Below are 26,546 nucleotides of genomic sequence, written 5' to 3' on the forward strand. Positions count from 1 at the left end.
GCTCGGCAGGTCGGTCGTGGTCACGTCGTCACGTCCGCATCGGTGGTGAAGGCCGAGGTGATGCGCCTGCGCCACACCTCGAAGGAGGGAATCCCGGGCTGTCCGGGCACTTCGGCGCTCGGCGCGGGCCGCGTCTCGCCGCAGAGGGCCGTCGCTTCCTCGGGTGTCATGTCGCAGAAGACCCGGGTGGCGAGGGAAGTGTGCTCGATGGCCAGGTCCGCTTCCACCCGTGCGGTGGCGGCGAACGCGCTGCCCTGCGCGAGGTTCGGTCGGTAGGCGCCGGCGCGGGACCGGAACGCCCGCAGCTCGTCCTCGTCGCCGCCGCCCGCGTACGTGGCTGCCAGCCCGGCGCCGCTGTACAGGTCGGCCCGGCGGCTCTCGGCGAACGAGTCGATCAGGTCCGCCACGACCCGAGGGTCGGTTCCGCCGACGAACCACAGCGCACGGCCGATGCCCTGGTCGATGACGTGGTCGCAGTACGAGGACGCGCCGTGCGCCTCGTACGGGAAGTCGGGCTCGCGGAACTGGCCGTGCACGTACTTGGCGGTGTGGAAGTACGCCTGGTGGAAGCCGTAGCCGTCCAGGGCGAGCCAGCGCAGCACCGGGTCACCGAGTTCGAGCCTGGACCAGCGGGACCTCGGCACCCGTGCCATGGCCCAGCCGACCCCGACGTAGACCATGTAGCTGTGCTTGGCGGCGAGCCCTTCGAGGAACCGGACGTTCCGCCCGCCCCGGCCGAACGGGAGCGCGTCGAGCACCGCGAAACCCATTCCGGCGCCTTCGTAGGCGAAGCCGCGGAACCGGCGCGGCACCTGTTCGAGTCGTCGCTCGGCCTCGTCGGGCGTGCGCGCCTCGACGGCGTGCCCGTAACCCTGGAGGAAGGAACGGCCGACGGTTTCCAACAGGTCGACCGCGGCGGGGCCCTTGTCGTGGAAACCGCGCACCGCGATCGTCGTGTTGGAAACGCCGGGAGTCAGGATGCGTCGTCGCAACGCCCGCCACGTGCTGGACAAAGTTCGCTCCCCTCGTCCTGCCGCGGGTGGCCGCGGCGATTCGGACTTGGGGAAAGGGTCGGTGGCCGGAACAGGTGTTTCCTACTCCCAGCGTGCTCACCGGCGTTGTGCGCGGTCTTGTTGCGCGACAAGGGCATGATGGGAGAAGCCGGGCAATGGGGTGCCGCCGGAATCGCGGGGGCGGACCGGCGGCGGGGATCGCGGGCAACGCGCGAGTAGCAAGGTCATCGCGGTCGGTGCGAGGCTCGGCGGGCGGGTTCGCAGAGCCCTGCGCCCGAAGCCCTCACAACCTTCGAGGACAGCTTATGACGGCTCACTATGACGACATCATCGTCGGCGCCGGATCCGCCGGGGCGGTGCTCGCGGCGCGGCTGACCGAGGATCCCGCCCGGCGTGTGCTGCTCTTGGAAGGCGGCCCGGACTACGCCGAGCCGGAGCAGATGCCGGAAGACATCTTCTACGGCCGCGCGATGTCGTTCCTGACCCACGACTGGACCTTCCGCGCCGACGTCCACGACGGCCGCCGGATCCGGTACCCGCGCGGCAAGACCACCGGCGGTTCGTCGGCCGTCGGTGCGACGGTCGGGCTGCGCGGAGTGCCGGAGGACTACGACGACTGGGCCGCCGCCGGCAACCCGGCCTGGTCCTACGACGAGGTGCTGCCGTACTTCCGCAAGCTGGAGACCGACGTCGACTTCGGCGACGGCGAGTTCCACGGCGGCGGCGGGCCGATCCCGATCCGGCGGTGGCGGCCGGAGGAGCTGACGCCGGGTCAGACGGCGTTCGTGGAATCGTGCGTGGACGCCGGTTTCGCGGAGGTCGCCGACCACAACCACCCCGAGGCCACCGGTGTCGGGTCGATCCCGTCGACACGGTCGGACGCGGTGCACCGGGCCACGACCGGCACGACGTACCTCAACCTGGTCCGGCACCGGCCGAACCTGGAGATCAGGGCGAACACGATGGTCGACCGGGTGGTGTTCGACGGTGCCAAGGCCGTCGGCGTCATGGCGGCGGCGCAAGGCGGCTCCTATGAGCTCGTGGAGGGCCGCAGGGTCGTCCTGGCCGCCGGCGCGGTCGCCTCACCCGCGATCCTGCTGCGCTCCGGCGTCGGCCCGGCCGAGGACCTGCGCCGGCTCGGCATCGACGTCCGCGCGGACCTCGCCGGCGTCGGCGGGAACCTGGTCGACCACCAGCGCACCGGCGCGTTCCTGGTGCCGGAGCCCGGTGTCATCGACCCGACCGACGCGTTCCTCCAGCAGATCCTGCGGACCACGTCACCGGTGTCGGGGGAGTTCAACGACCTCCAGTACTACATGGTCAACCACTTCGACCTGGCGCCGTTCCCGGAGCTCCAGATGTTGGCCGGCACCACGGAGATCCTGGGTGTGATGGTGGTGGCGCAGCGGCCGGGCTCGCGGGGCCGGATCACCCTGCCCTCGGCCGACCCGGCGGCCTCGCCGTCGATCGTGCTGAACTTCCTGGACGACGAGCGGGAGATGGACGTCCTCGTGGACGGTGTCCGCACCGCGTGGCGCCTGGCGCACCACCCCGACATCATGAAGCTGGGCCAGGGTTTCGTGGTGCTGCGCGACGCGATGATCGACAACGACGACATGGTGCGGCAGTACGTCAAGACCAGTTTGGACAGCGCCTACCACCCGGTCGGCACGGTTCGGATGGGCCCTGCCTCGGACCCGGACGCGGTGGTGGACGAGCGGGGTGCGGTGCACGGCACCGAATCCCTGTACGTCTGCGACTCGTCCATCATGCCGAGCACGGTGCGCGCCAACACCAACCTGACCTCGATCATGATCGGGGAGCGGACGGCGGACTGGCTGCGCGAAGCCTGAAGACCCGGCACGGCGAAGCGGCTCCGGAACCCGAGTGGTCCGGAGCCGCTTCACCGTGCCGGTCCTTCAGGTGGGCGGTCAGGGTTGCGGGAAGAACCTGGTCACGAACACCTCCCACGCACGATCGCCGAAGATGGCCCGCTGCGGCTTCAGCAGCCTGGTCGGCAGGCCGAGCCGGTAGCGGATGCGCGGGTTGCGCGCCGTGATCGCCTTCTCGACAGTCTCGGCCACCTGGCCCGACCGCACCGCCGTCCGGCCCCGGCCCTTGGGGTGGTCGACCTCGCGGTAGGCGCCGTGCCACACCACGAAGCGCTCCCAGAAGTCGGCGTACAGGTCGCTGTCCGAGGCCAGGTCCAGGTCACCGACCGTGGTGGGCACGAACGACCCGAGGATCGGCGACGGCTCGATGATCGACACCTTGATGCCCCACGGGGCCACCTCCAACCGTAGCGAGTCGCTGATGGCCTCCAAGGCGTGCTTCGTGGCCTGGTAGTAGCCGCGGCCGGGGGTGGCGAACAGGCCGAAGATCGAGGACATCATGACGACCCGGCCGGACCGCTGCTCGCGCATACCGGGCAGCACGAGCTGCGTCATCCGGGACAGGCCGAAGAAGTTCGTCTCGAACTGCCGGCGCACCTGGTCCAGCGGCGTCTCGCCGATCGTGCCGTTGAGGCTGTACGCGGCGTTGTTGACCAACACCCCGACCGCGCCGTGGTCGTCGGTGATCCGCTTCACCGCGGCGCGCATCGACTCCTCGTCGGTGACGTCCAGGTGCAGCGTCGTGATGCCCTCGTCGGCCAGGTCCCGCAGGCCTTCCACGACCCGCCCGCCGGCGTAGACGGGCCAGCCGGCGCGGTGCAGCCGCAGGGCGGTGGCCCGGCCGGTGCCCGACGACGGCCCACCCGACGAGTTGACTCCGGTGATCAGGACTGCGCGCGACGCGCTCACCCCTCACCTCCAGCGGGGACCTCCTGCTGCGAGACCCTGCTCGCCGCCACCGAGAAGCCCAGACCGAGGCCGTCCACCATGCGGTTGATGAAGTTGAACATGGAGGCGATGAAGAAGCCCTCCAGCAGCTCCTCGGAGGTCCAGCCGGCGTCCAGGGCCACCTTCCAGTCCACGTCGGTGATCTTGTACGCCTCCCGGCTCACCTTGGCCAGCAGGCGCAGCAGCACCTTCGTGCGCTCGTCCACCGGCAGGTCGTCGGCGGTCTGCGCGGACTCGACGGCCTTCGCGATGTCCTCGGGGCCGCCGAACGCCTGGAAGAAGAAGTTGTGCGTGCCCACGCAGTAGGGGCACTGGTTGACCTTCGACGTCCAGGCGGAGATCAGCTCCCGCGTCTGGCGGGGCAGGACACCGTCCAGGAACATCCCCTTGTACCCGGCGACCACCGCTTCGAGCAGGTCCGGCCGGGTCGACACCAGGCGGAACATGTCCGGCACGAACGGCAGGTTGGTCGCCTTCTTGATCTCGTCGTACAGCTCGGCCACGCGGCCGTCGGCCTGGCTCTCGTCCACCAGCGGAACCCGGACGTGGGTGGTTGCGTCCATGCTCGACTCACCTTTCGACTGCGGATGGGGTGTCACGAGGGGTGTTGCGGCGGCGCAGGACCGGGATCGCCTCGGCCTGGAAGTCGACGTCGGAATCGAAACCCTTGATCATGCCCTCGATGACCAGCAGCGAGAGCAGGGGGAAGGCGAACTCGGGCGCGGGGAACAGGCCGAACCGGCGTTGCAGGTCGAACAGTCGCCCGGCGAAGCGGGCCAGGTCGAACTCACCGGACTTCGCGCCCGACGTCTCCGCCACCAACGCGCTGAGCCCGGCGCGGAAGCCGTCCAAATCGGAGTCCTCGGCGATCTGCGCGGCGCTGTCGATCACGATCTGCGCGCACATCCAGCCGTCGCCCATGGCCATGTTGATGAAGAAGTCGGCGAACGAGCGGCGCACCGGGTCGGGCAGCCGGATCACGAAGCCGGCGTCCAGCATCACCAGGTCGCCGCGGTCGAAGTACAGGTTGCCGGGGTGCAGGTCGCAGTGCACCACGCCGTCGACGAAGAGCATCTCGTAGATCGCGGCGAGCATCGACCGCACGACCACGCGCCGGGTGTCGGCGTCCAGGTCGCCGGGCTCGAACCGGGTCAGGTCGCTGATGTACTCCATGACGACGGTCTCGGCGGTGCACAGGTCCGGCAGCGGGGCGGGGATGCGCACGGTGTCGAACCCCGCGAGGTTGGCCCGCAGCGCGGTCAGCGCCTCGGCTTCCGCCTCGAAGTCCAGCTGGCGCAGGATCGCGCCGCCGACCTGGGCGTGCATCAGCTTGAACGGCATCTTGCGGAGCCTGGGCAGCACGCCGAGCAGGCTCATCGCCGACGCGGTCAGGGTGAAGTCACGCCACATCACCCGCTCGATACCGGGACGCCGCACCTTGACCGCGACGTGGTGCCCGTCCAGGGTCACCGCTGCGTGCACGGTCGCGATGCTCCCGCACGCCACCGGTTCCCAACGGAACTCCCGGAACGGCCACGGTCGGTCGCGGTAGGCGTGGCGGACGGCGCGCTCGATGCGTCGCCTGCCCGGTGGCGCCGCTCCGTCGGTGAGCCGGGCGAGCGGGGTCGTCACCTCTTCCGGCAGCAGGTCGCGCCGGGTGCTGAGCAGTTGGCCGATCTTGATGTAGGAGGGTCCGAGGCGGGTCAGCATCCGGACCAGCCGATCGCCGTCCCGCAACCCGCGCCCGTCCTTCGAACGTCGGAAGCGGGCGCCCGCCGCGGAACCGGCGATGAGGACGCCGTAGCCGAGCACGATCGCGCCGACCCACAGGCAGCGCAGCACCAGACCGGGTAGCCGGACCAGGCGACCGGTGATCTTCTTCAAGATCGCCCCCTGTCGGGTTGACCAGGGCGACGGGGGTGCCGCCCGCCCTGATCGTCCCGACCTGGTCGGCGCGCCGCCTACTCCCTCCGTGCCGAGCGGGCGTGGTCGGCGGTGCCGGTGCCGATCAGGGTCGTGGCTTCGAGTTCGGCCACGCCGTCCGCGCTGAGCGAGTCGAGGTACTGCCGGCGCACGGCTTCGACGGTGTCGGCGTCGAGCCCGGCGAGACCGCGGCGGTAGCCGGACCCCGTGATCACCAGCCACGCCACCTCGGGCGTCATGGTCAGTCGCAACTCGTGCTCCGCGACCTCCACGTCGACCAGGCCGCGCTCCGTCAGCCACTCGGCGTAGCTGTCGGCCTGGTTGATCCGGTCGACGGGGCGAGGCTCGCGTTCCTCGGCCGGGGTGCCGGTGACCGTCGCGACCGCGCGGCCGAGGTGCTCGCCGGCGGTGTGCATCGACCCGCCGCGCCAGATGGTGAGCACGACCCGACCACCGGGGCGGGCCCGGGAGATCAGCCGGTCGGTGTCGGCCGTCATGTCGGGGAGGAAGAAGATGCCGAGCGCGCACAGGACGGCGTCGTAGGCGTCGGCGTCCCACTTCGTCACGTCGGCCGCGTGGGCGTGCAGCTGCGGCAGGTCGGCCGCGAGCCGGCGGAGCTCCGCGACCATCGGGCCGGACAGGTCGACGGCGTCCACCACACCGCCCGCGCCGACCTGGCGTGCCGCCGGGATCGCGGAAGCGCCGGTGCCGCAACAGGCGTCGAGGACGCGGTCGCCCGGTCGGAGCCGTGCTGCCGCCGCGGTCGCCGTACCGATCGGGTTCCACAGGTGGAGCCCGAGTGCGGTGAAATCGGCCGCGGCGGCGTCGAAGGCGCGCAGGGTCTTCTCTCGCCCGGTGTCAGACATGTCGCGATGGTATTCGCCGCCTAGCGGCAGGCGGCGGCCTTCGGCGGCGTCAGGACCACGGTGCCATCGGGTACCACGGGATGATCTCCCGCCGGGCCAGCAACCTGACGTCCCAGTACAGGAACGTGAAGACGCCCGCCACGATCAGCGCGGCGGCCGTGATCGTGGCGACCCGGGACGGCTTCGCCGTGAGCCACCGCTGCAACCGGCCGCCGGTGAAGTAGGCCAGCGCGAGGAAGATCAGGGCGATGATCACGATGTTGCCCACCGACTGGAGGGTGAACGCGGCGGCGCCGTACAGCGGGTTGTGGCTCTCCGCCGCGTCCCGGAACATCTGCCGGAACAGGGCGAACGGGCGGCCGATCAGGAACGCGGCGATCAGCACGCCCATGAACACCATCGGCGCGTTCGGGAACCGCTGGGAGATCCGGCGGAACGGGTCGCGCACGAGGCCGAGCGCGGCGAGTCCCATGTAGATCATCACGAGCCCGATCACGCCGAACACGATCAGGGTCTGGATGCTGCGGCTGTTCAGCGTGCCGGGCACCGACGCCGCGGTGGAGAACTGCGGCATGCGCGTGCCGACGATCCCGACCAGCACCCCGTACAGCGCGGACACCGGGATGATGCCGACCGCCAGCCACCCGATCGGCTTGAGCGCGCCGCGCAGCCGGGCCCAGCGGGTCTCCGCGGCGCCGAGCATGGGCGCGACGGCGCCGAAGGCGGCGATGTTGCACGCGGTGAACGTGCCCGCGATGCCGCTGACGAACGCGAACGCGACGCCCGACAGGATGCCCTCGATCGGGGTCCCCTTGGCGTCGTGACCGAGGAGCGTGTTGGCGACGTTGTCGCCGATCGTCGAGTCGACGAAGTGCGCCGACCAGACCACGGTCAGCAGGAAGCCGGCCAGCGAGCTCAGCGCGACGACGAGCCAGCGCCGGTTCGGGAAGTGGCCGTTGACGAACGAGGACGTGCCGGTGATCGCCGTTGCGGACAACCTCGGGTCGATCTTGTCGGTTCCGGTGCGTGCCATCTGGTCCCTCTCCGGAGCATGCCGTTGAACCCTGTTTTCGGCGGGGCGCACTAGGGGCTGGTCCAGCATCCCAGGGTGAAAGGCATAGTGCCTTCTTCAGAAGTGCGCAGTTGATCGGCCGAACGGTCGCGGACCGTTAGGACCGCAGGCAGGAGGCGTGCACGGGCCAGTCGCGAGTAGTTGTGCGACTTCTTCGACAATTCAAATCACGCTGTTATGGAATACCGCAGGTCAGAGGGCAAAATTGGAGAAGCAATGTACTGGGGGTGTCCGTCAGTCTTACGTTGCGACATTGTCAGAAGCGCCGTTCGTGTTAACGGTATAGCGACGCGACGGCATTATCCGGACTGACCCCCCCGATGTCCTCAAAGACGGTGAAAGCATGAGCAGTGAGCGGATCGCAATCGTCGGCATCGGCCTGCGCTACCCCGATGCCGGTTCCACTGGGGAACTGTGGGAAAACGTCCTGGCCGGTCGACGGGCCTTCCGCAGGCTGCCCGACGAGCGGATGAACCAGGCGGACTACTACTCTCCCGACCCCGAGACGCCGGACCGCTTTTACTCCACCAAGGCGGCCGTGCTGCGCGACTTCGAGTTCGACCGGGTCCGCTACCGCGTGGCCGGCAGCACGTTCCGGTCCACGGACCTGACGCACTGGTTGGCGCTGGACGTGGCCGCGCGGGCGTTGGCCGACGCGGGTTTCCCGGACGGCGAGGGGCTGCCGAGGCGGACCACCGGCGTGGTGCTGGGCAACAGCCTCACCGGCGAGTTCTCCCGCGCCAACATCATGCGTCTGCGCTGGCCGTACGTGCGGCGCACGGTCGCCGCGGCGCTGACCGCGAAGGGCTGGCCCGAGGACGAGACCGCGGGCTTCCTGCGCGAGCTGGAAGTGCAGTACAAGGCGCCGTTCCCGGCGATCGACGAGGACTCCCTCGCGGGCGGCCTGGCGAACACCATCGCGGGCCGCATCTGCAACTACTTCGACCTGCACGGCGGCGGCTACACCGTCGACGGCGCGTGCTCCTCGTCGCTGCTGTCCGTCGCCACGGCCGCCAAGGCGCTGTCCGACGGCGACATGGACGTGGCCATCGCGGGCGGTGTCGACCTGTCGATCGACCCGTTCGAGGTCATCGGCTTCGCCAAGACCGGCGCGCTCGCCAAGGGCGACATGAAGGTCTACGACAAGGACTCCAACGGCTTCTGGCCCGGTGAAGGCGCCGGTTCCCTCGTGCTGATGCGCGAGGAGGACGCGCTGGCCAAGGGCGCCCGCATCTACGCCACGATCGCGGGTTGGGGCATCTCCTCGGACGGCAAGGGCGGCATGACCCGTCCCGAGGCGGAGGGCCACCGCCTCGCCCTGTACCGGGCCTACGGCCGGGCCGGCTACGGCCTGGAGACCGTGTCCTACTTCGAGGGCCACGGCACGGGCACCGCGCTCGGCGACGAGACGGAGATCGAGGCGCTGTCCTCGGCCCGCCGGATGGCCGACCCGAACGCCCGGCCCGCCGCGCTGAGCACCGTGAAGGGCAACTTCGGGCACACCAAGGCAGCGGCGGGGGTCGCCGGGCTGATCAAAGCGGCCCTCGCCGTGCACCACCAGGTCATCCCGCCGGGCACCGGCCAGGTCGACCCGCACCCGAAGCTGACCGCCGACGACGCGGTGATGTACGTGCCGCGCGACGCCGAGCTGTGGCCGGAGGACCGACCGGTGCGCGCCGGCGTGTCGGCCATGGGCTTCGGCGGCATCAACACGCACATCGCGCTGGAGGCCGCGCCCGACGCGTCCCGGCGCGGCGAGATCGACAGCCGCACGAAGGCGCTGGTCGCCGGCCGCCAGGACGCCGAGGTGCTGCTGTTCGACGCCACGGACCGCGCGTCGCTGAAGGCACGGCTGGTGGAGGTGGCCGCGCTGGCGCCGAAGCTGGCGTTCGCCGAACTGGGCGACCTCGCGTCGACGTTGGCCGCCCGACTCACCGGCGCGTCGCTGCGTGCCGCGGTGGTGGCCCGCACGCCGGACGAGGCCGAGCGCAAGGTGACGAGACTGATCGCCGCCGTGGACCAGGGCGAGACCGTGTTCGACTCCGCTGACGGCGTGTTCCTGGACGACCGGCCCACGGCGCCGCGCCTGGCGTTCCTGTTCCCCGGCCAGGGTTCCGGCCGGGGCGCGGTCGGCGCCCTCCGCCGCCGGTTCACCGTCGCGGAGGAGGTCTTCCGGACCGCGGGTCTGCCGACCAACGGCGACCAGGTGGCCACGGAGGTCGCGCAGCCGCGCATCGTCGCCGGGTCGCTCGCCGCGCTGAACGTGCTGCGGGAGCTGGGCATCGAGGCGAACACCGCCGTGGGCCACAGCCTCGGTGAGCTGACCGCCGTGCACTGGGGCGGCTCGCTCAACGCCCGCCGGGTGCTGACGCTCGCCACCGAACGCGGGCGGGTCATGGCCGCCGCCAGCAAGGGCGGCGGCGCGATGGCCGGTCTGGCGGCGGGTCCCGAGCGTGCGCTGGAGCTGGCGGCCGGCGAGGACGTGGTGATCGCCGGCTACAACAGCCCGGGGCAGACCGTGCTGTCCGGCCCGGCCGAGGCCGTGGACCGGGTGTGCGCGGTGGCGCGGGCCGCGGGCGTGCACGCCACCCGCATCAACGTGTCCCACGCCTTCCACTCGCGGCTGGTCGCACCGGCGGCGGAGGCCATGGCGGAACGGCTGGTCGACTTCGACTTCGGCCGGCTGATCCGCCCGGTGCACTCCACCGTGACGGGTGACGTGCTGGAGGCGGGCACCGACCTGCGCGAGCTGCTGCGCGACCAGGTCCTGTTCCCGGTCCGGTTCCACGAGGCCGCGGCCAAGGCCGCCGCGGTCAGCGACCTGGTCGTGGAGGTCGGCCCCGGCCGAGTCCTCGCCGGCCTGCTGGAGGAGATCGCACCGGGCAAGCCGGTGCTGTCCGTGGACAGCGACAGCGCGTCCCTCTCGCCGCTGCTGACCGTCGTCGGCGCGGCGCACGTCCTGGGCGCGCCGATCCGCACGGACGTCCTGTTCGGCGACCGCGTGGCACGCGACCTGCCGTTGGACGGCTCGATGACGTTCCTGGCGAGCCCCTGCGAGACGGCTCCCGCCCTCGACACCGGTCTCCTCGCGGCCGAGCCGACCGGCGACCCGGTCGTGTCCGCCGAGGTGTCCCGACCGGCGGCGGACGCGGGCGGCGAGTCCACGCTGGACCTGCTGTGCCGCCTCGCCGCGCAACGCGTGGAACTGCCGCTGGAGGCGGTCTCCCCGTCCACCCACCCGTTGGACGACCTGCACCTGAGCTCCATCACGGTCGGCCAGCTCGTCAACGAGGTCACCCGCACCCTGGGCCGCCCCACCCTGGAGTCCACGCCGAACTTCGCCACCGTGCGCCTGGGCGAACTCGCCGACCTCATCGACGAGCTGGCCACCACCGCGCACACCGACGAACGCGACAGCGGCGAGGTTCCGGGCGTCGCACCGTGGGTGCGTCCGTTCCTGGTGTCGCACGTCGAGCGCGAACTCGTGCTCACGCAGGCGGCGCCGGTGGGGGAGTGGACGGTCCACGCCCCCGCGGGCCACCCGCTGGCCGAGCCGCTGAAGGCCGGGCTGCCGGGTGACGGCGTGCTCCTGCTGCTGCCACCCGAAGGCGGTGACGCGCACGTCGGCCTGTTCCTGGAGGCCGCGCGCGACGCGCTGGCGTCCGGTCGGCAGCTCGCGGTCGTGCAGCACCGGCTCGGCGCGTCGGGCATGGCCCGCACGCTGCACCTGGAGGCGCCGCACATCCCCGTGACGCTGATCGACCTCGCCCCCGAGCAGACCGGCCCCGAGAGCGACCCGGTGCGTCGGATCGCCGCCGAGGTCGCGACCAACACCGGCTTCACCCAGGTGCGCTACGACGCCGACGGCGTGCGGACCGTGCCCGTGCTGCGGGCGGTGTCGGGCCAAGCCCAAGGCAGTCCGCTGGACTCCGGCGACGTGCTGCTGGTGACCGGCGGCGGCAAGGGCATCACGGCCGAGTGCGCCATCGCGATGGCGACCGACTCGGGCGCGTCCCTGGCCCTGATCGGCCGCGCGGACCCCGCCGAAGACGCGGAACTGGCCGCCAACCTGGCCCGGATGACGGCGGCCGGCATCACCCACCGGTACCAGCGGGCGGACGTGACGTCCGCCGACCAGATCGCCGCCGTCGTGGCCCGGTTCCGCGCCGAGCTGGGCGAGGTCACGGCCGTGCTGCACGGCGCGGGCCGCAACGAGCCGAAGGCGTTGACCGGACTGTCCGAAGAGGACTTCCACGCCACGCTGGCGCCCAAGGTCACCGGCCTGGGCGCGGTGCTGGACGCGGTGGACGCGGACCGGATCAAGCTGCTGGTCACGTTCGGCAGCATCATCGGCCGGGCCGGGCTGCGCGGTGAGGCGCACTACGCCACCGCCAACGACTGGATGTCCGAGCTGACCGTCGACTTCGGCGTGAAGCACCCGCGGGCGAGGGTGCTGGCGCTGGAGTGGTCCGTCTGGTCCGGCGCGGGCATGGGGGAGCGGCTGGGCGTGGTCGAGGCGCTGATGCGCGACGGCATCACCCCGATCTCCACCGATGCCGGCATCGCGGTGCTCCGCGAAGTGCTGGCGGACCCGACCGTGGGCCCCGTCCTGGTGGTCTCCGGCCGCGCCGCGGGCCTGCCGACGGTGGAGCTGGAGCGCACCGAACTGCCGCTGGCCCGGTTCGTGGACCGGGTCCTGGTCCACTACCCGGCGGTGGAGCTGGTCACCGAGGCCGACCTGTCCAACGGCAGCGACCCGTACCTGGGCGACCACCTGCTCGAAGGCGACCTGCTGTTCCCGGCCGTCATCGGGATGGAGGCGATGACCCAGGTGGCGTCCGCGCTCACCGGGCACGACGGACCGCCGATGTTGGAGGACGTGGAGTTCCTGCGGCCGGTGGTCGTGCGGCCGGCGGGCTCGCTGACCGTGCGGCTCGCGGCGCTGGTCCGCGACGCCGGGACCGTGGACGTGGTGATCCGCGCCGAGGACACGGGCTTCTCCGCCGACCACTTCCGGGCCAGGCTGCGGTTCCCGCGGCCGGAGATCCCCGGCGAGCCGGTCGACGGCGCGGCCGTGCTGCCGCTCGTGCCGGTCGACCCGGTCACCGAGCTGTACGGCAGCGTCCTGTTCCAGGGCAAGCGGTTCCAACGCCTCCAGGCCTACCGGAAGGCGAGCGCCCGGCGCGCCGTGGCCGAGGTCGCCACGACGTCCGTCGCCTCCTGGTTCGCCCCGTTCCTGCCGCAGGAACGGCTGCTGGCCGATCCCGGCACGCGGGACGTGATGATGCACGCCATCCAGTGCTGCGTCCCCGACGCGACGTTGCTGCCGCAGAGCGTGGAACGGCTCTACCTGGCCTCGCAGGTCGACCAGTTCGCCGAGTACGTGGTGCTCGACGCGCGGGAACGGTCGCAGGACGGCGACAGCTACACCTACGACCTGGACGTCCGCGACCCCGACGGGCGGCTCGTCGAGCGGTGGGAGGGCCTGGTGCTGCGGGCCGTGCGCAAGCGTGACGGCGCCGGGCCGTGGACGCCGACCATGCTCGGCTCGTACCTGGAGCGCTCGCTGGAACGCGTCCTGGGCGGCAGCCGCGCGGTGGTGGTCGAGCCCGACCCGACCGACGCCGCACCCGGACGCCGGGCGCAGACCGCGCTCGCGCTCGGCCGGGTGCTCGACCGACCCGTCGAGGTGCGCTACCGGCCGGACGGCAAGCCCGAGGTGGACGGCGTCGAGGTGTCCGCCTCGCACGGCGCCGGTGTCACGTTCGCCGCGGCGGCCTCGGGCGGCACGCTCGGCGTGGACGTCGAGCCGGCCGTGATGCGGACGGAGGAGGACTGGACCGGTCTGCTGGGCGGCGACCTGCTCGCCGTCCGCGACCTGCTCGCCGCCGAGGTGGGCGAGACGGCGGCGATCGCCGGGACCCGGGTGTGGAGCGCGCTGGAGTGCCTGCGCAAGACCGGGTCCACCACGCAGGCACTGACGGTCGACCGGGTCCACCCGGACGGCTGGGCCGTGCTGTCGACCGGCGACGCGAAAGTCGCCACCTGGGTGACCACCGTCAGCGACCGGCCGGAGCCGGTGGTGTTCGCGGTGCTCGTGGGCAAGGAGGACTGACGTGTCGGGCTACTACGAGATCCGCCACACCGTCGGCTTCGAGGAGACGAACCTCGTCGGCAACGTGTACTACGTGAACTACCTGCGGTGGCAGGGGCGGTGCCGGGAGATGTTCCTCAAGGAGAACGCGCCGAGCGTGCTGGAGGACCTGCGCGACGACCTCAAGCTGTTCACCCTCAAGGTGGAGTGCGAGTTCTTCGCCGAGATCACCCTCTTCGACGACCTGTCGGTGCGGATGCGGCTGGAGGAGCTGACCCAGACGCAGATCCAGTTCAGCTTCGACTACGTCAAGGTCACCGGCGGCCAGGAGGTCCTGGTCGCCAAGGGCAGGCAGCGGATCGCGTGCATGCGCGGCCCGAACACCGACACCGTGCCCTCCCGGGTCCCCGAGGACCTGCGCAAGGCGCTCGCGCCCTACGCCGAGACCCCGGTGCTGACCCGCGCCGGACTGGGGGGGTGAGGGACGTGTACGAGATGGCCCCCACGATGGAGGAGACCTCGCTTCGGGACGCCATGTCCCTGTTCGCGACCGGCGTCACGGTGCTGACGGTCGGTGGCGAGCGCGCGCACGGCATGACGGCGAACGCCTTCACGTCCGTCTCGCTGGACCCGCCGCTGGTGCTGTGCTGCATCTCCCGCTCGGCGGTGATGCACGACGCGATCGCCGACACCAAGCGGTTCGGCGTGTCGATCCTGGGCGCCGCCCAGCGCTCGTCGGCGAAGTACTTCGCGGACAAGCGCCGGCCGCTCGGCCAGGAGCAGTTCGACGCGGTCGACTGGCAGGAGGGTCCGGTCAGCGGCGCGCCGCTGCTGACCGGGTCGCTGGCGTGGCTGGAGTGCGAACTCGTGCAGTGGCACGACGGCGGGGATCACACGATCTTCCTCGGTCAGGTGCTCAGCTGCAGCCGGGGCGCGGGCACGAACGCGCTGTTGTTCTACGGCAGCGCGTTCCACGAGCTCTGACCCGTTCGCCCGGGATCCGGGTCGGGGTCGGTTCCGCTCGGTCCTGTGCTCCGGCTCGGTTCGCTTCGGTTTTGCCCGGTTCGGTTCGTGGAGGGAGTCGCAGATGCTGGTGACCGTCACCGGAGGTACCGGGTTCGTCGGCGCGCACACGGTGGCGGAGCTGGTCCGTGCCGGCCACCGGGTCCGCCTGCTGGTCCGCGACGCCGACGCGGTGAGCGTGGCCCTGCGTCCGCTGGAGGTGCCGTCCGACGCGCTGGACGTCGTGGTCGGCGACGTGACCGGGGACCACGCGGTCGCCGAGGCGGTGCGGGGCGCGGACGCCGTGGTCCACGCCGCCTCGGTGTACTCGTTCGACCGGCGCAGGCGTGCGGAGATGGTGCGCACCAACGCCAGGGGCACGGAGGTGGTGCTCAACGCCGCCCGCCGTGCCGGAGTGGGCCGGATCGTCCACGTGTCCAGCATCGCGGCGCTGTTCGGACCCGGCGTGCGGGTGATCCACGAGCAGTCGCCGGTGGGCACGACCAGTGAGCCGTACGCGGCGACCAAGGCCGCGTCGGAGGCCATCGCGCGGCGGCACCAGGAGGAGGGGGCGCCGGTGGTCGTCAGCTACCCGCCGGCGCTCCTCGGGCCGCACGACCCGAAGCTCGGCGACCAGACCGGGCGGCTGCGCGACACGTTGCGCGGGATCATGCCGATGTGGCCCGAGGGCGGCCTCCAGATCGGCGACGTCAGGGACACGGCGGCGCTGCACCTGGCGCTGCTGTCCCCGGCCGTGACCGGGCGGCACTTCGCTCCTGGTCGCTACCTGACCACGCGGGACTACCTCGACGGCGTCAGGGAGGCCACCGGGCGGTCGTTGCCCGCGGTCTTCCTGCCGCCCGCGATGATGACGCCCGTCGGTCGGCTCGTCGACCTGGTGCAGCCCGCGTGGCCGTGGCACATCCCCGCCGAGCACGGGGCGATAGCCACGGTCGGCGCGGCGGTCCGGGTCGACCCGGCGGCGAGCACGCTCGACCTGAAGCCCCGTCCGTTCACCGACACGGTCGCCGAGACCGCGCGGTGGCTCGCCGACACGGGAGCGTTGAGCTCAAGGCAGGCAGGCCTGCGATGACGACTTCGGAACGGCTCAACGGGCGCTCGGACTTCCGGCCGGAGCTGCCCGTGCGGACGATGGAACTGCTCAGGGAGCGCAATGACGACCTGCGCGACCGCGCGGTGTCGAACGCCGAGACGGTGCGCAGGCAGAGCGCGCTCGGCAAGCACACCGCACGTGAACGCCTGGAGATGTTGCTCGACAAGGGTTCGTTCACCGAGATCGAGCTGTACCGGCGGCACCAGGCGCACGGCCTGAAGGTGTCCGAGCACCGTCCGCACACCGATGGCGTGGTGGCGGGCTCGGGCACGATCGACGGGCGGCGGGTGTTCGTCTACGCGCAGGACTTCACCATCTTCGGCGGGTCGCTCGGCCAGGCGCACGCGGCGAAGATCCACAAGGTGCTGGACATGGCGCTCGACACCGGGTCGCCGGTCATCGCGTTGAACGACAGCGGTGGTGCGCGCATCCAGGAGGGCGTGATGGCGCTGGACGGCTACGGCGGCATCTTCCTCCGGCAGGTGCGGGCGTCCGGCATCATCCCGCAGATCGCCGTGGTGCTGGGGCCGTGCGCGGGCGGCGCCGCGTACTCGCCGGCGCTGGCCGACTTCACGTTCATGGTCCGTGACACGGCGAAGATGTACCTGACCGGGCCGGACGTGGTGGCCTCGGTCAGCGGCGAGCAGGTGAGCCACGAGGCCCTGGGCGGCGCGTCGGTGCACGGGGAGCTGTCGGGTGTGGCGTCGTTCGTCCACGACGACGAGGAGTCGTGCCTGGAGGACGTCCGGTACCTGGTGTCGTTGCTGCCGTCGAACAACCTGGAGCCGCCGCCTGCCTACGAAGCGGTCGGGGCGGTGGACGACGAGCGCCCGGCGTTGGCCTCGATCGTGCCGGTGGAGCCGAACAAGCCCTACGACATGCGCAGGGTGATCGAGGAACTGGTGGACGACGGGGAGTTCCTCGAAGTCCACGAGGGTTGGGCGCGGAACGTGGTGGTGGCGTTCGGCCGGGTCGACGGCGAGGTCGTGGGTCTGGTCGGCAACCAGCCGATCGTGCTGGCGGGCGTGCTCGACATCGAGGCGTCCCAGAAAGCGGCGCGGTTCGTCCGCTTCTGCGACGCGTTCGGCATCCCCTTGGTGTCCCTCGTGGACGTCCCGGGGTTCCTGCCGGGTACGGCGCAGGAGCACGCGGGCGTCATCCGGCACGGGGCGAAGCTGCTGTACGCGTACTGCGAGGCCTCCGTTCCGCGCATCCAGGTGATCCTGCGGAAGGCGTACGGGGGCGCGTACATCGTGATGGATTCGAGGTCCATCGGCACGGACCTGTCACTGGCGTGGCCCACGAACGAGATCGCCGTCATGGGCGCGGAGGGAGCGGTGAACGTCATCTTCCGCAAGGAGCTGACGGCCGCCGCCGACCCGGACACCCTGCGCGCCGAACTGCTGACCGAGTACTCGGAGCAACTGGTGCACCCCTACTACGCCGCCGAGCGCGGCTTGGTGGACGACGTGATCGACCCGTCCCACACCCGTTCCGCCGTGGCCCGGGGTCTGGCCATGCTGCGGAACAAGCGCCGCCCCGCCCCGGCGCGCAAACACGGCAACGTCCCCTTGTAGAACCGCCTCCCCAAGGCGACAACGGCACCCGGCCCCCGAGGCCGGGTGCCGTTGTCGTGGCCGACCCACCCCAACCACGCCTGAACGCGCCGCTGCACCCGCTGGGCCACCGGGCCCGCTCGGGGACGGTGCGGAACTTCGTCGTGGTGACTTGACGGGGTTCCATAACACCGCTATAAATGTAGTAAGACGGTGTTATGGAATGCCTGGACGGGGTGGTGGGCGTGGTCGCACAGGTGCGGGAAGTCGCGGAAGCGCTGGTGGTGCGCGGGGCTCTGCCGGCCGGGCTGGACGGGGCGCTCGTCTGGGCCGGCAAGTACGGCGTGTCGGGCGTCCGGCTCGGGTCCGGTGGCGCGCAGTGGTACCGGGGGCCTCGGCCGACCGCGCTCGCGCCTGCCGACCAAGCTGCCGGCGCCACCATGGCACCGCCGGTTTTCGACGGCAAGACCTGGCACACCGCGATGTCGCACCCCGACCTGGGCTACGCCGAGCACATCACGCTCGCCGCCGACGGCGAAGCGCTGCACGCCGAGCCCTTCCCGCTGGACGGCGCGCCCCGCATGCGGGCGGTCGGTGTCACGGAGCGGTTCGTGGTGCTCTTCGACTCGCCGCCCTACTTCAGCCGGGCCGCCCAGCTCGTCGGCCTGCGCGACCCGTACTCCGGCCGTGCCACCGGCCCCACGCGGCTTGGTCTGCTCGACTGCGGCCACCCGCGCTGGTTCGACGTCGGCGACGGCGAGGTGCTGTCCGTCGTCAACGCCTACGAAGACCTCGACCGCGTGGTCGTGGACGCGATCTGGGCGCCCGGCGTCCTGCGCCGCCACACGCTCGACCTCGCCACCGGCGCCGTGCGGAGCGTCGACCTGCCCGAGCTGGACGTCGCCGTCGTCGACGACCGGATGACCGGCCGCCACCACCGCTACGTGTTCGGCGCGTCCGGCACCGCGCTCGTCCGCCACGACATCGCCCTCGGCTGCACGTGGCGCCGCGAGCTGGACGTCACGCCCTGTCAGCCGGTGTTCGTGGCGCGCGGCGAGGACGAGGGCGACGGGTGGGTGGTGGCCGTCGTCGGTGACGAGGTCCTGGTGCTGGACGCGTCCGACCTGGCCGGTCCGCCGGTAGCGGTGGTGCGGCTGCCGTTCCGGGTCGAGTCGGCCCCGCGCGCCACGTGGCTCCCGGCACGTCCGGCCTGAACCACGCCCCGCTCGAACACGTCCCGCCTGGACAGCATCCGGCCTGAACACAGTTGGGGAACCGATGGCTCAGAGCACGGCCGCGGCAAGCCGGATCACGCCCGGGAAGTGGCAGGCCGCCCGCACCGCCGTCCGCGAAGCCGGTGAGCGGTTCGCGGACCTGGTCCTGTCCGTGCCGGACCCCTCCGTCCTCGCCACCGAGGACTGGTCGGTGGCGGTCACCGCGGCGCACGTGACCGGCATCGCCTGGAACAACACCGCGATGGTCGCCGAGACGGAGCAGGAGTTGCCGATCCCCGGCGTCACCCCGCACGTGGCGACGACCACGGTCGACAACATCCACACCGGGCTGAACCCCGGCCAGCTGCGCAGCTTCACCGAACGCGACCCGGTGCGACTGGTCGAACGGCTGCGCGCCTCGATCGACGGGATGCTGGACGCGACCGCCGACACCGACCCGCGGCGCACCGTCGGCTGGCTCGGCGGCTCGCAGGTCCCGGTGGCCGGCGTGTTCGCCCACATGGTCAACGAACTGCTCGTCCACGGCCGGGACGTCGCGCGGGCGGTCAAGGTGCCGTGGCCGGTCGCCGACGAGCAGGCGGCGTTGTTCTTCGAGCTCTTCCTGGTCGAGATCATCCGGCACGGCTACGGCTGCCTGTTGGACGACGACCGCCCGGTGCGGCCGGGGCGCATCGCGGTGGAGTTCCGCTCCGACCACACGACCCCCGTGGTGCTCGTCCTGAACGAGGGCGTGGTCACCGTGGAGGAGCCGGACGGGGACTCCGACGTGCGGCTCCGCTTCCGGCCCGCCGGGCTGAACCTGGCGCTGTTCCACCGGATGACCTACGCCCGCGCGGCGCTCACCGGGGCCGTCGTGGTGCGGGGGAGACGGCCCTGGCTGCTGCCGGCGTTCCTGCGGAAGGTCCGGCTGCCCTGACGCGGTAGCCGCTATCGGACGACTCGACTCGCGGTCGAGTCGTTTTGTCGTTGTCAGTCGGGCCCGAGAGGACAGGGGTGGCTCAGTGAACCGCTTCGACCGATTCCGCAGGGTTGTGATCGTCGGCGCCGGGTTGGCCGGCACCGCGACCGCCATACGCCTGCTCCGATTCGCCCGGGAGCCATTACAGGTGGTACTGGTCGAGCGGAAGCCCGAATACCGCAACTCGGGAGTGGCGTACCAGCGGGACGGCAACCACTGGTGCCACGTCTTCAACATCCAAGCCGGTCGCATGTCGGCTTTCCGGGAGGACGTCGACGACTTCGTGCGCTGGGCCAACCAGGAGGCGGACCGGGCCGACTGGCCCGCCGAGTGGAGCGGCTTCACGTTCACCGAATCCGGTCCCGCACCCCGTCGGATCTACTCCGACTACCTCGCCGAACGCCTCGCCGAAGCCGCCCGGGAAGCGCAGCACGGCGTGACCCTGGTCGAGCAGGACGGGGAAGCGGTCGACCTGGAGGTGCGGGCCGACCGCGTCCACGTGGTCATCGACGGTTCGAGCGGCGCGGAGGCAGGTCGGGACGTCATCGAAGCCGATCACGTCATTCTCGCGACCGGGCTCGAGGTGAAGTACCCCGCTTTCGCCGCCGAGGTGCTGGACCACCCGTCATTCGTGCGGAACCCGTACACGGAATCCGGGATCGAACGGCTCCTCGGCGTCCGGAAGGACGGTGCGGTGGCCATCATCGGCACGTTGCTCACCGCGTACGACTCGGCCACGCTGCTCCTGCGCCAGGGGCACACGGGCGAGATCCACATGATCTCGGGCTCCGGCCTGACACCCCGGTCCTACCCGCCGGCCCACCGGCACGACGTCCTCAGCCTGCCGCCCCCTCGGCTCGACGCCGAGACCTACGAAGGACGCGAAGCCTTCGTCCGCCGCTTCACCGCGGAGTGGAAGCAGGCCTGCGCCGACGTCGTCCGCGATCACCCGGACGTGTCGCCGGTGGTGGTGGCGGAACGGGTCGCCAAGTCGTGGGAGCCGTACCTCCCGGCGATCCTGGCGCGCATACCGTCGACCGAACTCCGCGCCCTCCTCGACAGCTACGGGAGCCTGTTGGCGGTGCTGCGGGTCAGCGCCATGCGGTACACCACCGGGATAGTCGACGCCGCCGTGGTCGGAGGGCAGGTCGTGCTCACCGCCGGCCGGGTCCAGGGGATCCGCCGCACCGACAACGGCACGCTGGCCCTGACCGTCTCGGGGCGAGGGGGAGCGCGGACCGTCGCAGCGGATCTGGTGATCTCGAACTTCGGCCGTGAGTCGGACTACGAGAGGGTCGAGTCGAGGCTCTGGGCGAACCTCCTGCGGAAGGGGGTCGCCCTCTCGCACCAGCGCACCGGGCGGGGAGTCGAGGTGGACGGTCGCGGCAACCTCCTCGGCGCGGAAGGCACCCCGTCAGGGCCGATCTCGGTGGTGGGCAGTCCGCGTGAGGGCGACGAGATCGTCCGGAACGGGCGGACCGGCGCGTTCACGTTCAACCTCGCGGCGATCAAGAACCACTCGGTGGAGGTCGCGGCCACCGTGCTGCACCGGCTCGAATCGTGCTACGACGCGGAAGGTCCCGACGCCGCCGCGACACCGGCCGACGTGCCGGACCGGGAATTCGACGACGCCGTCGCGTATTCGATCATGCTCGACGTGCGGCGGATGGCCGCTCGGCGTCGCGGCGACCGCGAGGCGCTGGCCGCTCGGTTGGAAGAAGGTATCCGAACTATTCGGGAAATCGCCAACCGGAATGGAATGGAGTTGACCGCCGATCGCGCGTTGCGCTTCACCGTGAGTGTTGCCGCCACGAAAAGATTGACCGATCTGTCGGTGACACCGAGGGACCTTCGTGCCATTCTGGAACTCGACGGAGCGGAGGAGCGGGTCGGCTGAGCACACCTCGAACGTAATACGTTTCCGCAGCCCGCGCCTACTCCGCGATTGCCCGCCCGGTGAGTCCGCGGTAATCCGACCGCCTCGCATTCGAGAAGATGCGTGACGAGTCGGGCGACTGTAACGCTCTCCAGGGTGGTGTCGGGGCCGGCTTGCTCGCCAAGTCCAGGCCGACCGTATTCGGTAGGAGGACCAACGTGAGCTATCGCGAAATCCCGGGGGTGTTGCTCGTCGGCTCGCCGTCGACGAGCGTTCGGGGTACCGGAAACCACACGCGCACACCGCGCACCGGTTCCGTCCTGGTGGTGGAGAAGCTCGGGCCCGAACTCTACGACGCCATCGTCGTGTCCGGCGCGGTGATCTGCTCCGGGGGTGGCCGGACCGGTCACATGGAATCCCTCTGCCGTTCGCGCGGAATCCCGGTCCTCCGGATTCCGCGGGCGGAACTGGGCAACATCGTCGGTGAGGTCACCGTCCGAACCGATCGGCAGTCCGTGGTGCTCGGCGAGGCCGGGGTGGCGGCGCGATCCACGGCATCGCCGACCGCCACCCCCGATGACCTCGGCTCGATCTGCGTGGTCATCGCCGACGCGACGGACATCCAGTCGACGAACGCGCTCAGCCCCCGCGTCGAGCAGGTGACGTCGTTCTTCATCCGCGAGGAGTTCGTCTGCCTCTCGTCCGGCCTGAGCCCGCTCGACTCGCTCCGGGCGGGCCCCCGGGAGGCCGAGCGCTACGGCGCCGCCATCGGGGCGGAGCTGTGCGCGATCGTCAAGGAACTCCTCCCCGGTCAACGTCTCGTCATGCGACTGCTCGACCTCCGGTCGGACGACGCCCTCCAGATCACCAACGACGTCGACGTGGACCAGGAGCCCAACCCCGAACTGGGCCTGCACGGCGCGCGGTGGCTGTTGCAGGAGGACCACTACCCGCGGGCGTTCCGAGCCCTCCGGAACCACGTGCGGGAACGGCTCGGCCCGGACGCGGAGCGGTTGAGCTTCGCGGTGCCGTTCATCAACGACCGGGACGAGTTCGTGCGCCTGCGGCTGCGTCTCGACCTGCCCGACGACCTGCCGCTCTCGGTCTTCGTCGAGACGCCCGCCGCGGTGCACTCCACGGCCGAGTTCTGCGCGGCCGGAGCGAGCGAGATCTTCGTCGGGACGAAGGACCTGACCCAGTTCTACCTCGCCGCGGACCGGGGCAGCCACCTGGTGGCGTCCTCCTACCAGACCCGGCACCCGGCGGTCATGGACGGACTGGGCCAGGCGGTCGAGGCGGGCCGTGACGCGGGCACCCCGGTGCACGTGTTCGCGCTCGGCGCGGACGTGGACCACTACCTGGCGCACCTCACGGCGGACCGGTTCATGATGTGCACCGCGGAACTCAAGCACCTCGCGCGGCTGACGAACGGCGCGCGGTGACCTGTTCCGCGCAGAGGGCCCGGCGGCCCCACCCCGGCCCCCGACCGGGACTCCCCGGTTCAGCGGTTCAGCGGCTCAGAACGTGAGCACGGCCTGGAGCACGTGCGTCCGGCGCGCGGCGAGGTCGGCGGGCAGGGCGGCTGCGTCCTCGAACGGCACGCGGCCGGTGACGAGGTGCCGGGTGACGGTCGACCTGCTCCGCGAGGAGCAGGTCGACCGTCTCGGCGGACAGCCGTTCCCGGTCCCAGGCGTGGGCGGTGCCACGGGGCACCCGGCCGATCCGGGCGCACCGGACGGTCAGGCCGTTGTGGTGGAACTCCTCGCCCAGCCGCACGTCCGGCGCGCCGTCCGGGTAGAACGCGAGGTCGATCACCGCACCCTGCGGCCGGAGCAGTCGCAGCGCCGGCGCCGGCCCCGACGACTGCCCACGGCACTGGAAGACGACGTCCGCGCCGCGATCGCCGGGGCCGTGCCGCCAGCGCGACTTCAGCTCGACCGCCAGGTCCGCGGCCTGCGGATCCGCGGCGGTGAGGCCCAACGCCTTCGCCGCCGCACGTCGCTGCGGCGTCGGATCGGCGACGACGACCTCCGCGGCGCCGTGGTGCTCGGCGAACAGCCCGTGAGCAGCCCGACGACCTCACCGCCCGTCACCGCGACGCGTCGGCCGCGCACCCCGCCCGCGAGCGAGCGCACGTCCGTCCCGTGCAGCTCGGCCGCCGCGTGCAGCAGGCCGTTCGCGCAGATGGGCCCATGTGCGCGACGTACACGCCGAGCAGCGGGTCCAGTGCCTCCGGCAGCGCGATCCGGTCGGTCCCGGGACACCGGTCCGGTGGCCGTAGGTCATCGCCACCACGCTGCCCGCCGCGATCCCGGCGGCCCGGCTCTCGGTGAGCGTGCCGACCTCCATGTAACCGAGCTCTCGGACGGGGTAGCCCGAACCGGCCGCCACCGGCCGGAACAGGCCGAGTTCGGTGTCCCACCGCGCGTCCAGCGAGGGGTTCGTGCCCTTGGAAGAACGACAGCTCGGTGCCCGCGGACAGTCCACTGTAGAGCTGCGGACGTGAGAATCCCCCTCCACCACCAGTCCCGGATCAGGCTCGTCGCACACCACCACACGGCCCGGCGCCTCCACCACCAGCACCCGGTCACCCATCGGGCGTCACCCGCACCGGTCGCCGGGTCGCCGCCGACTCCGCGATGAGGCACGCCAGGCGGTGCGTGCGGTAGGCGTCCTCATAGGGCACCAGAGGCTCCGTCGGCCTGCCCATCACCGCGTCGACGAACGCCTTGTCGGCCATGCGCTTCGCCGCGTCCGGATCCACCTCCAACCGCCACGGCTCGCCGTCGTCGAGCCGGACGACCGCACCGTCCTCGGCCAACGTCACCACGAGCCCGTCCGCGCACACTTCGAGACCGGCGCGGTGCTTGCGCCGCAACAGGCACGTCGCCGCGAGGGAGCCGACCGCGCCACTGGCGAACCGCAGCACAGCGGCCGTGGCGCGGTCGAGGTCACCCGGTGCGTCGCCGGGCGGCGCCACCCCGTCGGCCATCGCGTGCACCTCCACGACCTCGCCCGCCAGCAGCCGCGCCACGTCCAGCACGTGCACCGCCTGTTCGACCACCTGTCCACCGGACCGGTCGCGCCGGGTCCACCACGACACCGGCGGCACCTCGTCCAGCCAGGAACCGGTCACCAGCCGCACCTGGCGGTCGGCGAGCACCCGTGCCGCGTGCCGCAGGGGAGTGGCGTAGCGCCAGTGGTGGCCCACGGACGTCAGCAGCCCGCGTTCGGCGACGGCGGCGGCGATCCGGTCCGCGACCTCCAGGTCGAGCCCGAGCGGCTTCTCCACGAACATCGGCACCCCGGCGGCGATCACCGCCTCCTCGACGGGACCGTGCGCGAACGGCGGAACGCACACGTAGACCGCGTCGAGACCGAGGGCGAGCAGTTCGGGGACGTCCGCCACGTCCTTCGCGCCGAACTCCGCGGCGAACTGCGCGGCCCGGTCGACGAGCGGGTCCGTCACCGCCACCACGGCGGCGTCCGGCAGCCCGGTCAGCATCCGGGCGTGCCGCAGCGCGACACCACCCGCTCCGATGAACCCGATCCGGCAGTCGCTCACCGTGCCTCCCAGGGGACGTCGAGTGAGCGGGGAGTACCGCCCGTGCTCGATCCCAAAACGCCGGCCCCGGACGGACGCCGCGGGCACGGCGTTTCAACCGGGATCCCACGGGAACGTCACTCCCGCGACGGAAGAGGGACCGTTGGATGATGGAACCGATCCGATCAGCCGCTCCGTGACCGGCTCACCCGACGCACTTGTCACCACGGGCGGTGGCGTCCGCGAGAACTGAGCGCCAGCAAGGACGGTCAGCAGGTCAGCGTGGTCATCCCCGCCCAGGACGAGCGGGCGACGATCGGCTCAACCGTTGTCCGGCAAGGGCGAAGCGCTGTGGAAGGGCCCGCTGCACGATCACGTGGTGGTCCTGGAGCGCGTGACGCGGTGCAAGGGGCAGCACATCGCGGTGAGGGTCGCCCGTGAGCTGGGATGGCCGCTGGTCCTCGCCGGGCCGGTCGGTCGGTTCCACGCCCGGGACGACCTGGAGCGCGCCCTCGCCACCGATCCCGCCGTGCGGGCCAACCTCGACGTCCGCTACTGGTGCGACGAGGTCGAGCCGCACGTCGACGGACGGCGGGTGAGTTGGGTGGGCACGGTGCGCGGACGTGAGCGCGATCGACTCCTGGCCATCACCACCGCGGCGCTGTTCCCGATCACGTGGTCGGAACCGGGCGGCACCGCCGTCGTCGAAGCGCTCGCACTCGGCTGCCCGGTGGTCGGCTTCCGCCGCGGCTGGCTGCCCGAACTGCTCGACCACGGCCGCACCGGCCTGCTCGCCGAGCCGGCCGAGGAGGCCGTCCTGGCACGTGCTCGCCGCGACGTGATCCGGATCACCGGAATCGTCCTTTTCGGACCACCGGGCGCCCGGTCCGCGGCGGTCGTGACCTGTTGGTTCACCCTGAGTGGAACGATCGACGCGGCCATGCGTCGTAATTTCCGACGGCACGTCGGTTCCGGCGTTTGCCCGGTTGTGCGGCCGGGTAACTCGGAGACTGTTTCTGCCTTGAGAAAACAGGGCACTGGAGGGTGGACCGTGAGCACTGTCGATCTCCCTCGGGACGGGGTCGATCTCGACCTGCCCGATACGCCTCCCACTCCGACCGAGTTGTCGGAACTGGTCGCAGGCACGTTCCCGGAAGTCGGCGACGACCGGCTGGTGGACATCCTGGTGGTCGCGGCGCAACTGGTGGGCAACGCCTACCGGCACGCCCGCGCGCCCCGCCGGCTGCGGCTGCACCGGTCGGGCGACGGGGACGTGGTGCGGGTCGAGGTGAACGACGCCAGCCCGAGCAGGTTCCCGGTCCTGGGCCGGCTCGACACCCCCGAGCACGGTCGCGGACTGCTCATGGTCAACCGGCTGTCGGTCAACTGGGGGCATCGGCCCCGGCGCGACCACAAGACGGTCTGGGCCGAGGTCCGCCTGGTCTGAATCGTT

Annotated in this window: 19 protein-coding genes; 11 read left to right on the forward strand and 8 right to left on the reverse strand. The window is 71.5% G+C overall.

Annotated features, from left to right (window positions below):
• Nucleotides 1-20: 20 nt before the first annotated feature.
• Nucleotides 21-1,013 (reverse strand): DUF1702 family protein, encoded by a 993-nt coding sequence (locus ACRAKI_RS13685; RefSeq protein ID WP_447007446.1) that lies wholly within the window; start codon nucleotides 1,011-1,013, stop codon nucleotides 21-23.
• A 305-nt stretch (nucleotides 1,014-1,318) separates the two neighbouring features.
• On the opposite strand from ACRAKI_RS13685, the gene ACRAKI_RS13690 reads away from it, so the two are divergent.
• The gene (locus ACRAKI_RS13690) at nucleotides 1,319-2,866 is read left to right on the forward strand and encodes a GMC family oxidoreductase (protein WP_447007447.1); all 1,548 of its coding nucleotides are present in this window, start codon (nucleotides 1,319-1,321) and stop codon (nucleotides 2,864-2,866) included.
• Between the two features lie 78 nt (nucleotides 2,867-2,944).
• On the opposite strand, the gene ACRAKI_RS13695 is transcribed toward ACRAKI_RS13690, so the two are convergent.
• The 5 genes from ACRAKI_RS13695 to ACRAKI_RS13715 form a co-directional block, all read right to left on the reverse strand.
• Nucleotides 2,945-3,814 (reverse strand): SDR family NAD(P)-dependent oxidoreductase, encoded by an 870-nt coding sequence (locus ACRAKI_RS13695; RefSeq protein ID WP_447007448.1) that lies wholly within the window; start codon nucleotides 3,812-3,814, stop codon nucleotides 2,945-2,947.
• Entirely contained in the window at nucleotides 3,811-4,416 is a 606-nt protein-coding gene (locus tag ACRAKI_RS13700) for a carboxymuconolactone decarboxylase family protein (RefSeq protein WP_447007449.1), read from the reverse strand. The genes ACRAKI_RS13695 and ACRAKI_RS13700 overlap by 4 nt, the downstream gene beginning before the upstream one ends.
• Before the next feature lie 7 nt (nucleotides 4,417-4,423).
• Entirely contained in the window at nucleotides 4,424-5,737 is a 1,314-nt protein-coding gene (locus tag ACRAKI_RS13705; protein ID WP_447007450.1) for an ABC1 kinase family protein, read from the reverse strand.
• 77 nt (nucleotides 5,738-5,814) lie between these two features.
• Nucleotides 5,815-6,642 carry a class I SAM-dependent methyltransferase gene (locus tag ACRAKI_RS13710; protein ID WP_447007451.1) on the reverse strand — a complete coding sequence of 276 codons (828 nt, stop codon included), beginning with the start codon at nucleotides 6,640-6,642 and terminating at the stop codon, nucleotides 5,815-5,817.
• 49 nt (nucleotides 6,643-6,691) lie between these two features.
• The gene (locus ACRAKI_RS13715) at nucleotides 6,692-7,675 is read right to left on the reverse strand and encodes a hypothetical protein (protein ID WP_447007452.1); all 984 of its coding nucleotides are present in this window, start codon (nucleotides 7,673-7,675) and stop codon (nucleotides 6,692-6,694) included.
• A gap of 382 nt (nucleotides 7,676-8,057) precedes the next feature.
• Here ACRAKI_RS13715 and ACRAKI_RS13720 point away from each other — a divergent pair, with 382 nt between their 5' ends.
• The 9 genes from ACRAKI_RS13720 to ACRAKI_RS13760 all read left to right on the forward strand — a co-directional run bounded on the left by ACRAKI_RS13720 (nucleotide 8,058) and on the right by ACRAKI_RS13760 (nucleotide 22,991).
• On the forward strand, nucleotides 8,058-13,829 hold the full coding sequence (locus ACRAKI_RS13720) for an SDR family NAD(P)-dependent oxidoreductase (protein ID WP_447007453.1): 5,772 nt from the start codon (nucleotides 8,058-8,060) through the stop codon (nucleotides 13,827-13,829).
• Nucleotide 13,830: 1 nt separating this feature from the next.
• The gene (locus ACRAKI_RS13725; protein WP_447007454.1) at nucleotides 13,831-14,289 is read left to right on the forward strand and encodes an acyl-CoA thioesterase; all 459 of its coding nucleotides are present in this window, start codon (nucleotides 13,831-13,833) and stop codon (nucleotides 14,287-14,289) included.
• Nucleotides 14,290-14,303: 14 nt separating this feature from the next.
• Nucleotides 14,304-14,792, forward strand: coding sequence for a flavin reductase family protein (locus tag ACRAKI_RS13730; RefSeq protein ID WP_447008415.1), 489 nt, complete (start codon nucleotides 14,304-14,306; stop codon nucleotides 14,790-14,792).
• Between the two features lie 103 nt (nucleotides 14,793-14,895).
• Nucleotides 14,896-15,903: an SDR family NAD(P)-dependent oxidoreductase gene (locus ACRAKI_RS13735; protein ID WP_447007455.1), complete on the forward strand. Its 1,008-nt coding sequence runs from the start codon at nucleotides 14,896-14,898 to the stop codon at nucleotides 15,901-15,903.
• Nucleotides 15,904-15,962: 59 nt separating this feature from the next.
• Nucleotides 15,963-17,501, forward strand: a complete 1,539-nt coding sequence (locus tag ACRAKI_RS13740; protein ID WP_447008416.1) for an acyl-CoA carboxylase subunit beta — start codon at nucleotides 15,963-15,965, stop codon at nucleotides 17,499-17,501.
• A gap of 197 nt (nucleotides 17,502-17,698) precedes the next feature.
• A complete protein-coding gene (locus ACRAKI_RS13745; RefSeq protein ID WP_447007456.1) occupies nucleotides 17,699-18,694 on the forward strand; it encodes a carotenoid oxygenase family protein in 996 nt (331 codons plus the stop codon).
• A 64-nt stretch (nucleotides 18,695-18,758) separates the two neighbouring features.
• Nucleotides 18,759-19,631 carry a maleylpyruvate isomerase N-terminal domain-containing protein gene (locus ACRAKI_RS13750; protein WP_447007457.1) on the forward strand — a complete coding sequence of 291 codons (873 nt, stop codon included), beginning with the start codon at nucleotides 18,759-18,761 and terminating at the stop codon, nucleotides 19,629-19,631.
• 85 nt (nucleotides 19,632-19,716) lie between these two features.
• Nucleotides 19,717-21,570, forward strand: a complete 1,854-nt coding sequence (locus ACRAKI_RS13755) for an FAD/NAD(P)-binding protein (RefSeq protein ID WP_447007458.1) — start codon at nucleotides 19,717-19,719, stop codon at nucleotides 21,568-21,570.
• 197 nt (nucleotides 21,571-21,767) lie between these two features.
• Nucleotides 21,768-22,991, forward strand: a complete 1,224-nt coding sequence (locus ACRAKI_RS13760) for a putative PEP-binding protein (RefSeq protein WP_447007459.1) — start codon at nucleotides 21,768-21,770, stop codon at nucleotides 22,989-22,991.
• Nucleotides 22,992-23,058: 67 nt separating this feature from the next.
• Here ACRAKI_RS13760 and ACRAKI_RS13765 read toward each other — a convergent pair whose 3' ends face one another.
• Both ACRAKI_RS13765 and ACRAKI_RS13770 read right to left on the reverse strand, forming a co-directional pair.
• On the reverse strand, nucleotides 23,059-23,607 hold the full coding sequence (locus ACRAKI_RS13765; protein WP_447008417.1) for a zinc-binding dehydrogenase: 549 nt from the start codon (nucleotides 23,605-23,607) through the stop codon (nucleotides 23,059-23,061).
• 529 nt (nucleotides 23,608-24,136) lie between these two features.
• On the reverse strand, nucleotides 24,137-25,114 hold the full coding sequence (locus ACRAKI_RS13770) for a Gfo/Idh/MocA family protein (RefSeq protein ID WP_447007460.1): 978 nt from the start codon (nucleotides 25,112-25,114) through the stop codon (nucleotides 24,137-24,139).
• 307 nt (nucleotides 25,115-25,421) lie between these two features.
• Between ACRAKI_RS13770 and ACRAKI_RS13775 the strand changes: the two genes are divergently transcribed.
• Nucleotides 25,422-26,540 (forward strand): glycosyltransferase, encoded by a 1,119-nt coding sequence (locus ACRAKI_RS13775; protein ID WP_447007461.1) that lies wholly within the window; start codon nucleotides 25,422-25,424, stop codon nucleotides 26,538-26,540.
• The last annotated feature ends 6 nt before the right edge of the window (nucleotides 26,541-26,546 follow it).

The sequence above is a fragment of the Saccharothrix isguenensis genome (genome assembly GCF_052936305.1).

Excerpts from the sequence above, each read along its gene's own strand:
- ACRAKI_RS13690 (WP_447007447.1), top strand. The coding sequence starts at position 1,319 with ATGACGGCTCACTATGACGACATCATCGTCGGCGCCGGATCCGCCGGG.
- ACRAKI_RS13700 (WP_447007449.1), bottom strand. The coding sequence starts at position 4,416 with ATGGACGCAACCACCCACGTCCGGGTTCCGCTGGTGGACGAGAGCCAG.
- ACRAKI_RS13710 (WP_447007451.1), bottom strand. The coding sequence starts at position 6,642 with ATGTCTGACACCGGGCGAGAGAAGACCCTGCGCGCCTTCGACGCCGCC.
- ACRAKI_RS13715 (WP_447007452.1), bottom strand. The coding sequence starts at position 7,675 with ATGGCACGCACCGGAACCGACAAGATCGACCCGAGGTTGTCCGCAACG.
- ACRAKI_RS13720 (WP_447007453.1), top strand. The coding sequence starts at position 8,058 with ATGAGCAGTGAGCGGATCGCAATCGTCGGCATCGGCCTGCGCTACCCC.
- ACRAKI_RS13730 (WP_447008415.1), top strand. The coding sequence starts at position 14,304 with ATGGCCCCCACGATGGAGGAGACCTCGCTTCGGGACGCCATGTCCCTG.
- ACRAKI_RS13735 (WP_447007455.1), top strand. The coding sequence starts at position 14,896 with ATGCTGGTGACCGTCACCGGAGGTACCGGGTTCGTCGGCGCGCACACG.
- ACRAKI_RS13740 (WP_447008416.1), top strand. The coding sequence starts at position 15,963 with ATGGAACTGCTCAGGGAGCGCAATGACGACCTGCGCGACCGCGCGGTG.
- ACRAKI_RS13745 (WP_447007456.1), top strand. The coding sequence starts at position 17,699 with ATGGAATGCCTGGACGGGGTGGTGGGCGTGGTCGCACAGGTGCGGGAA.
- ACRAKI_RS13750 (WP_447007457.1), top strand. The coding sequence starts at position 18,759 with ATGGCTCAGAGCACGGCCGCGGCAAGCCGGATCACGCCCGGGAAGTGG.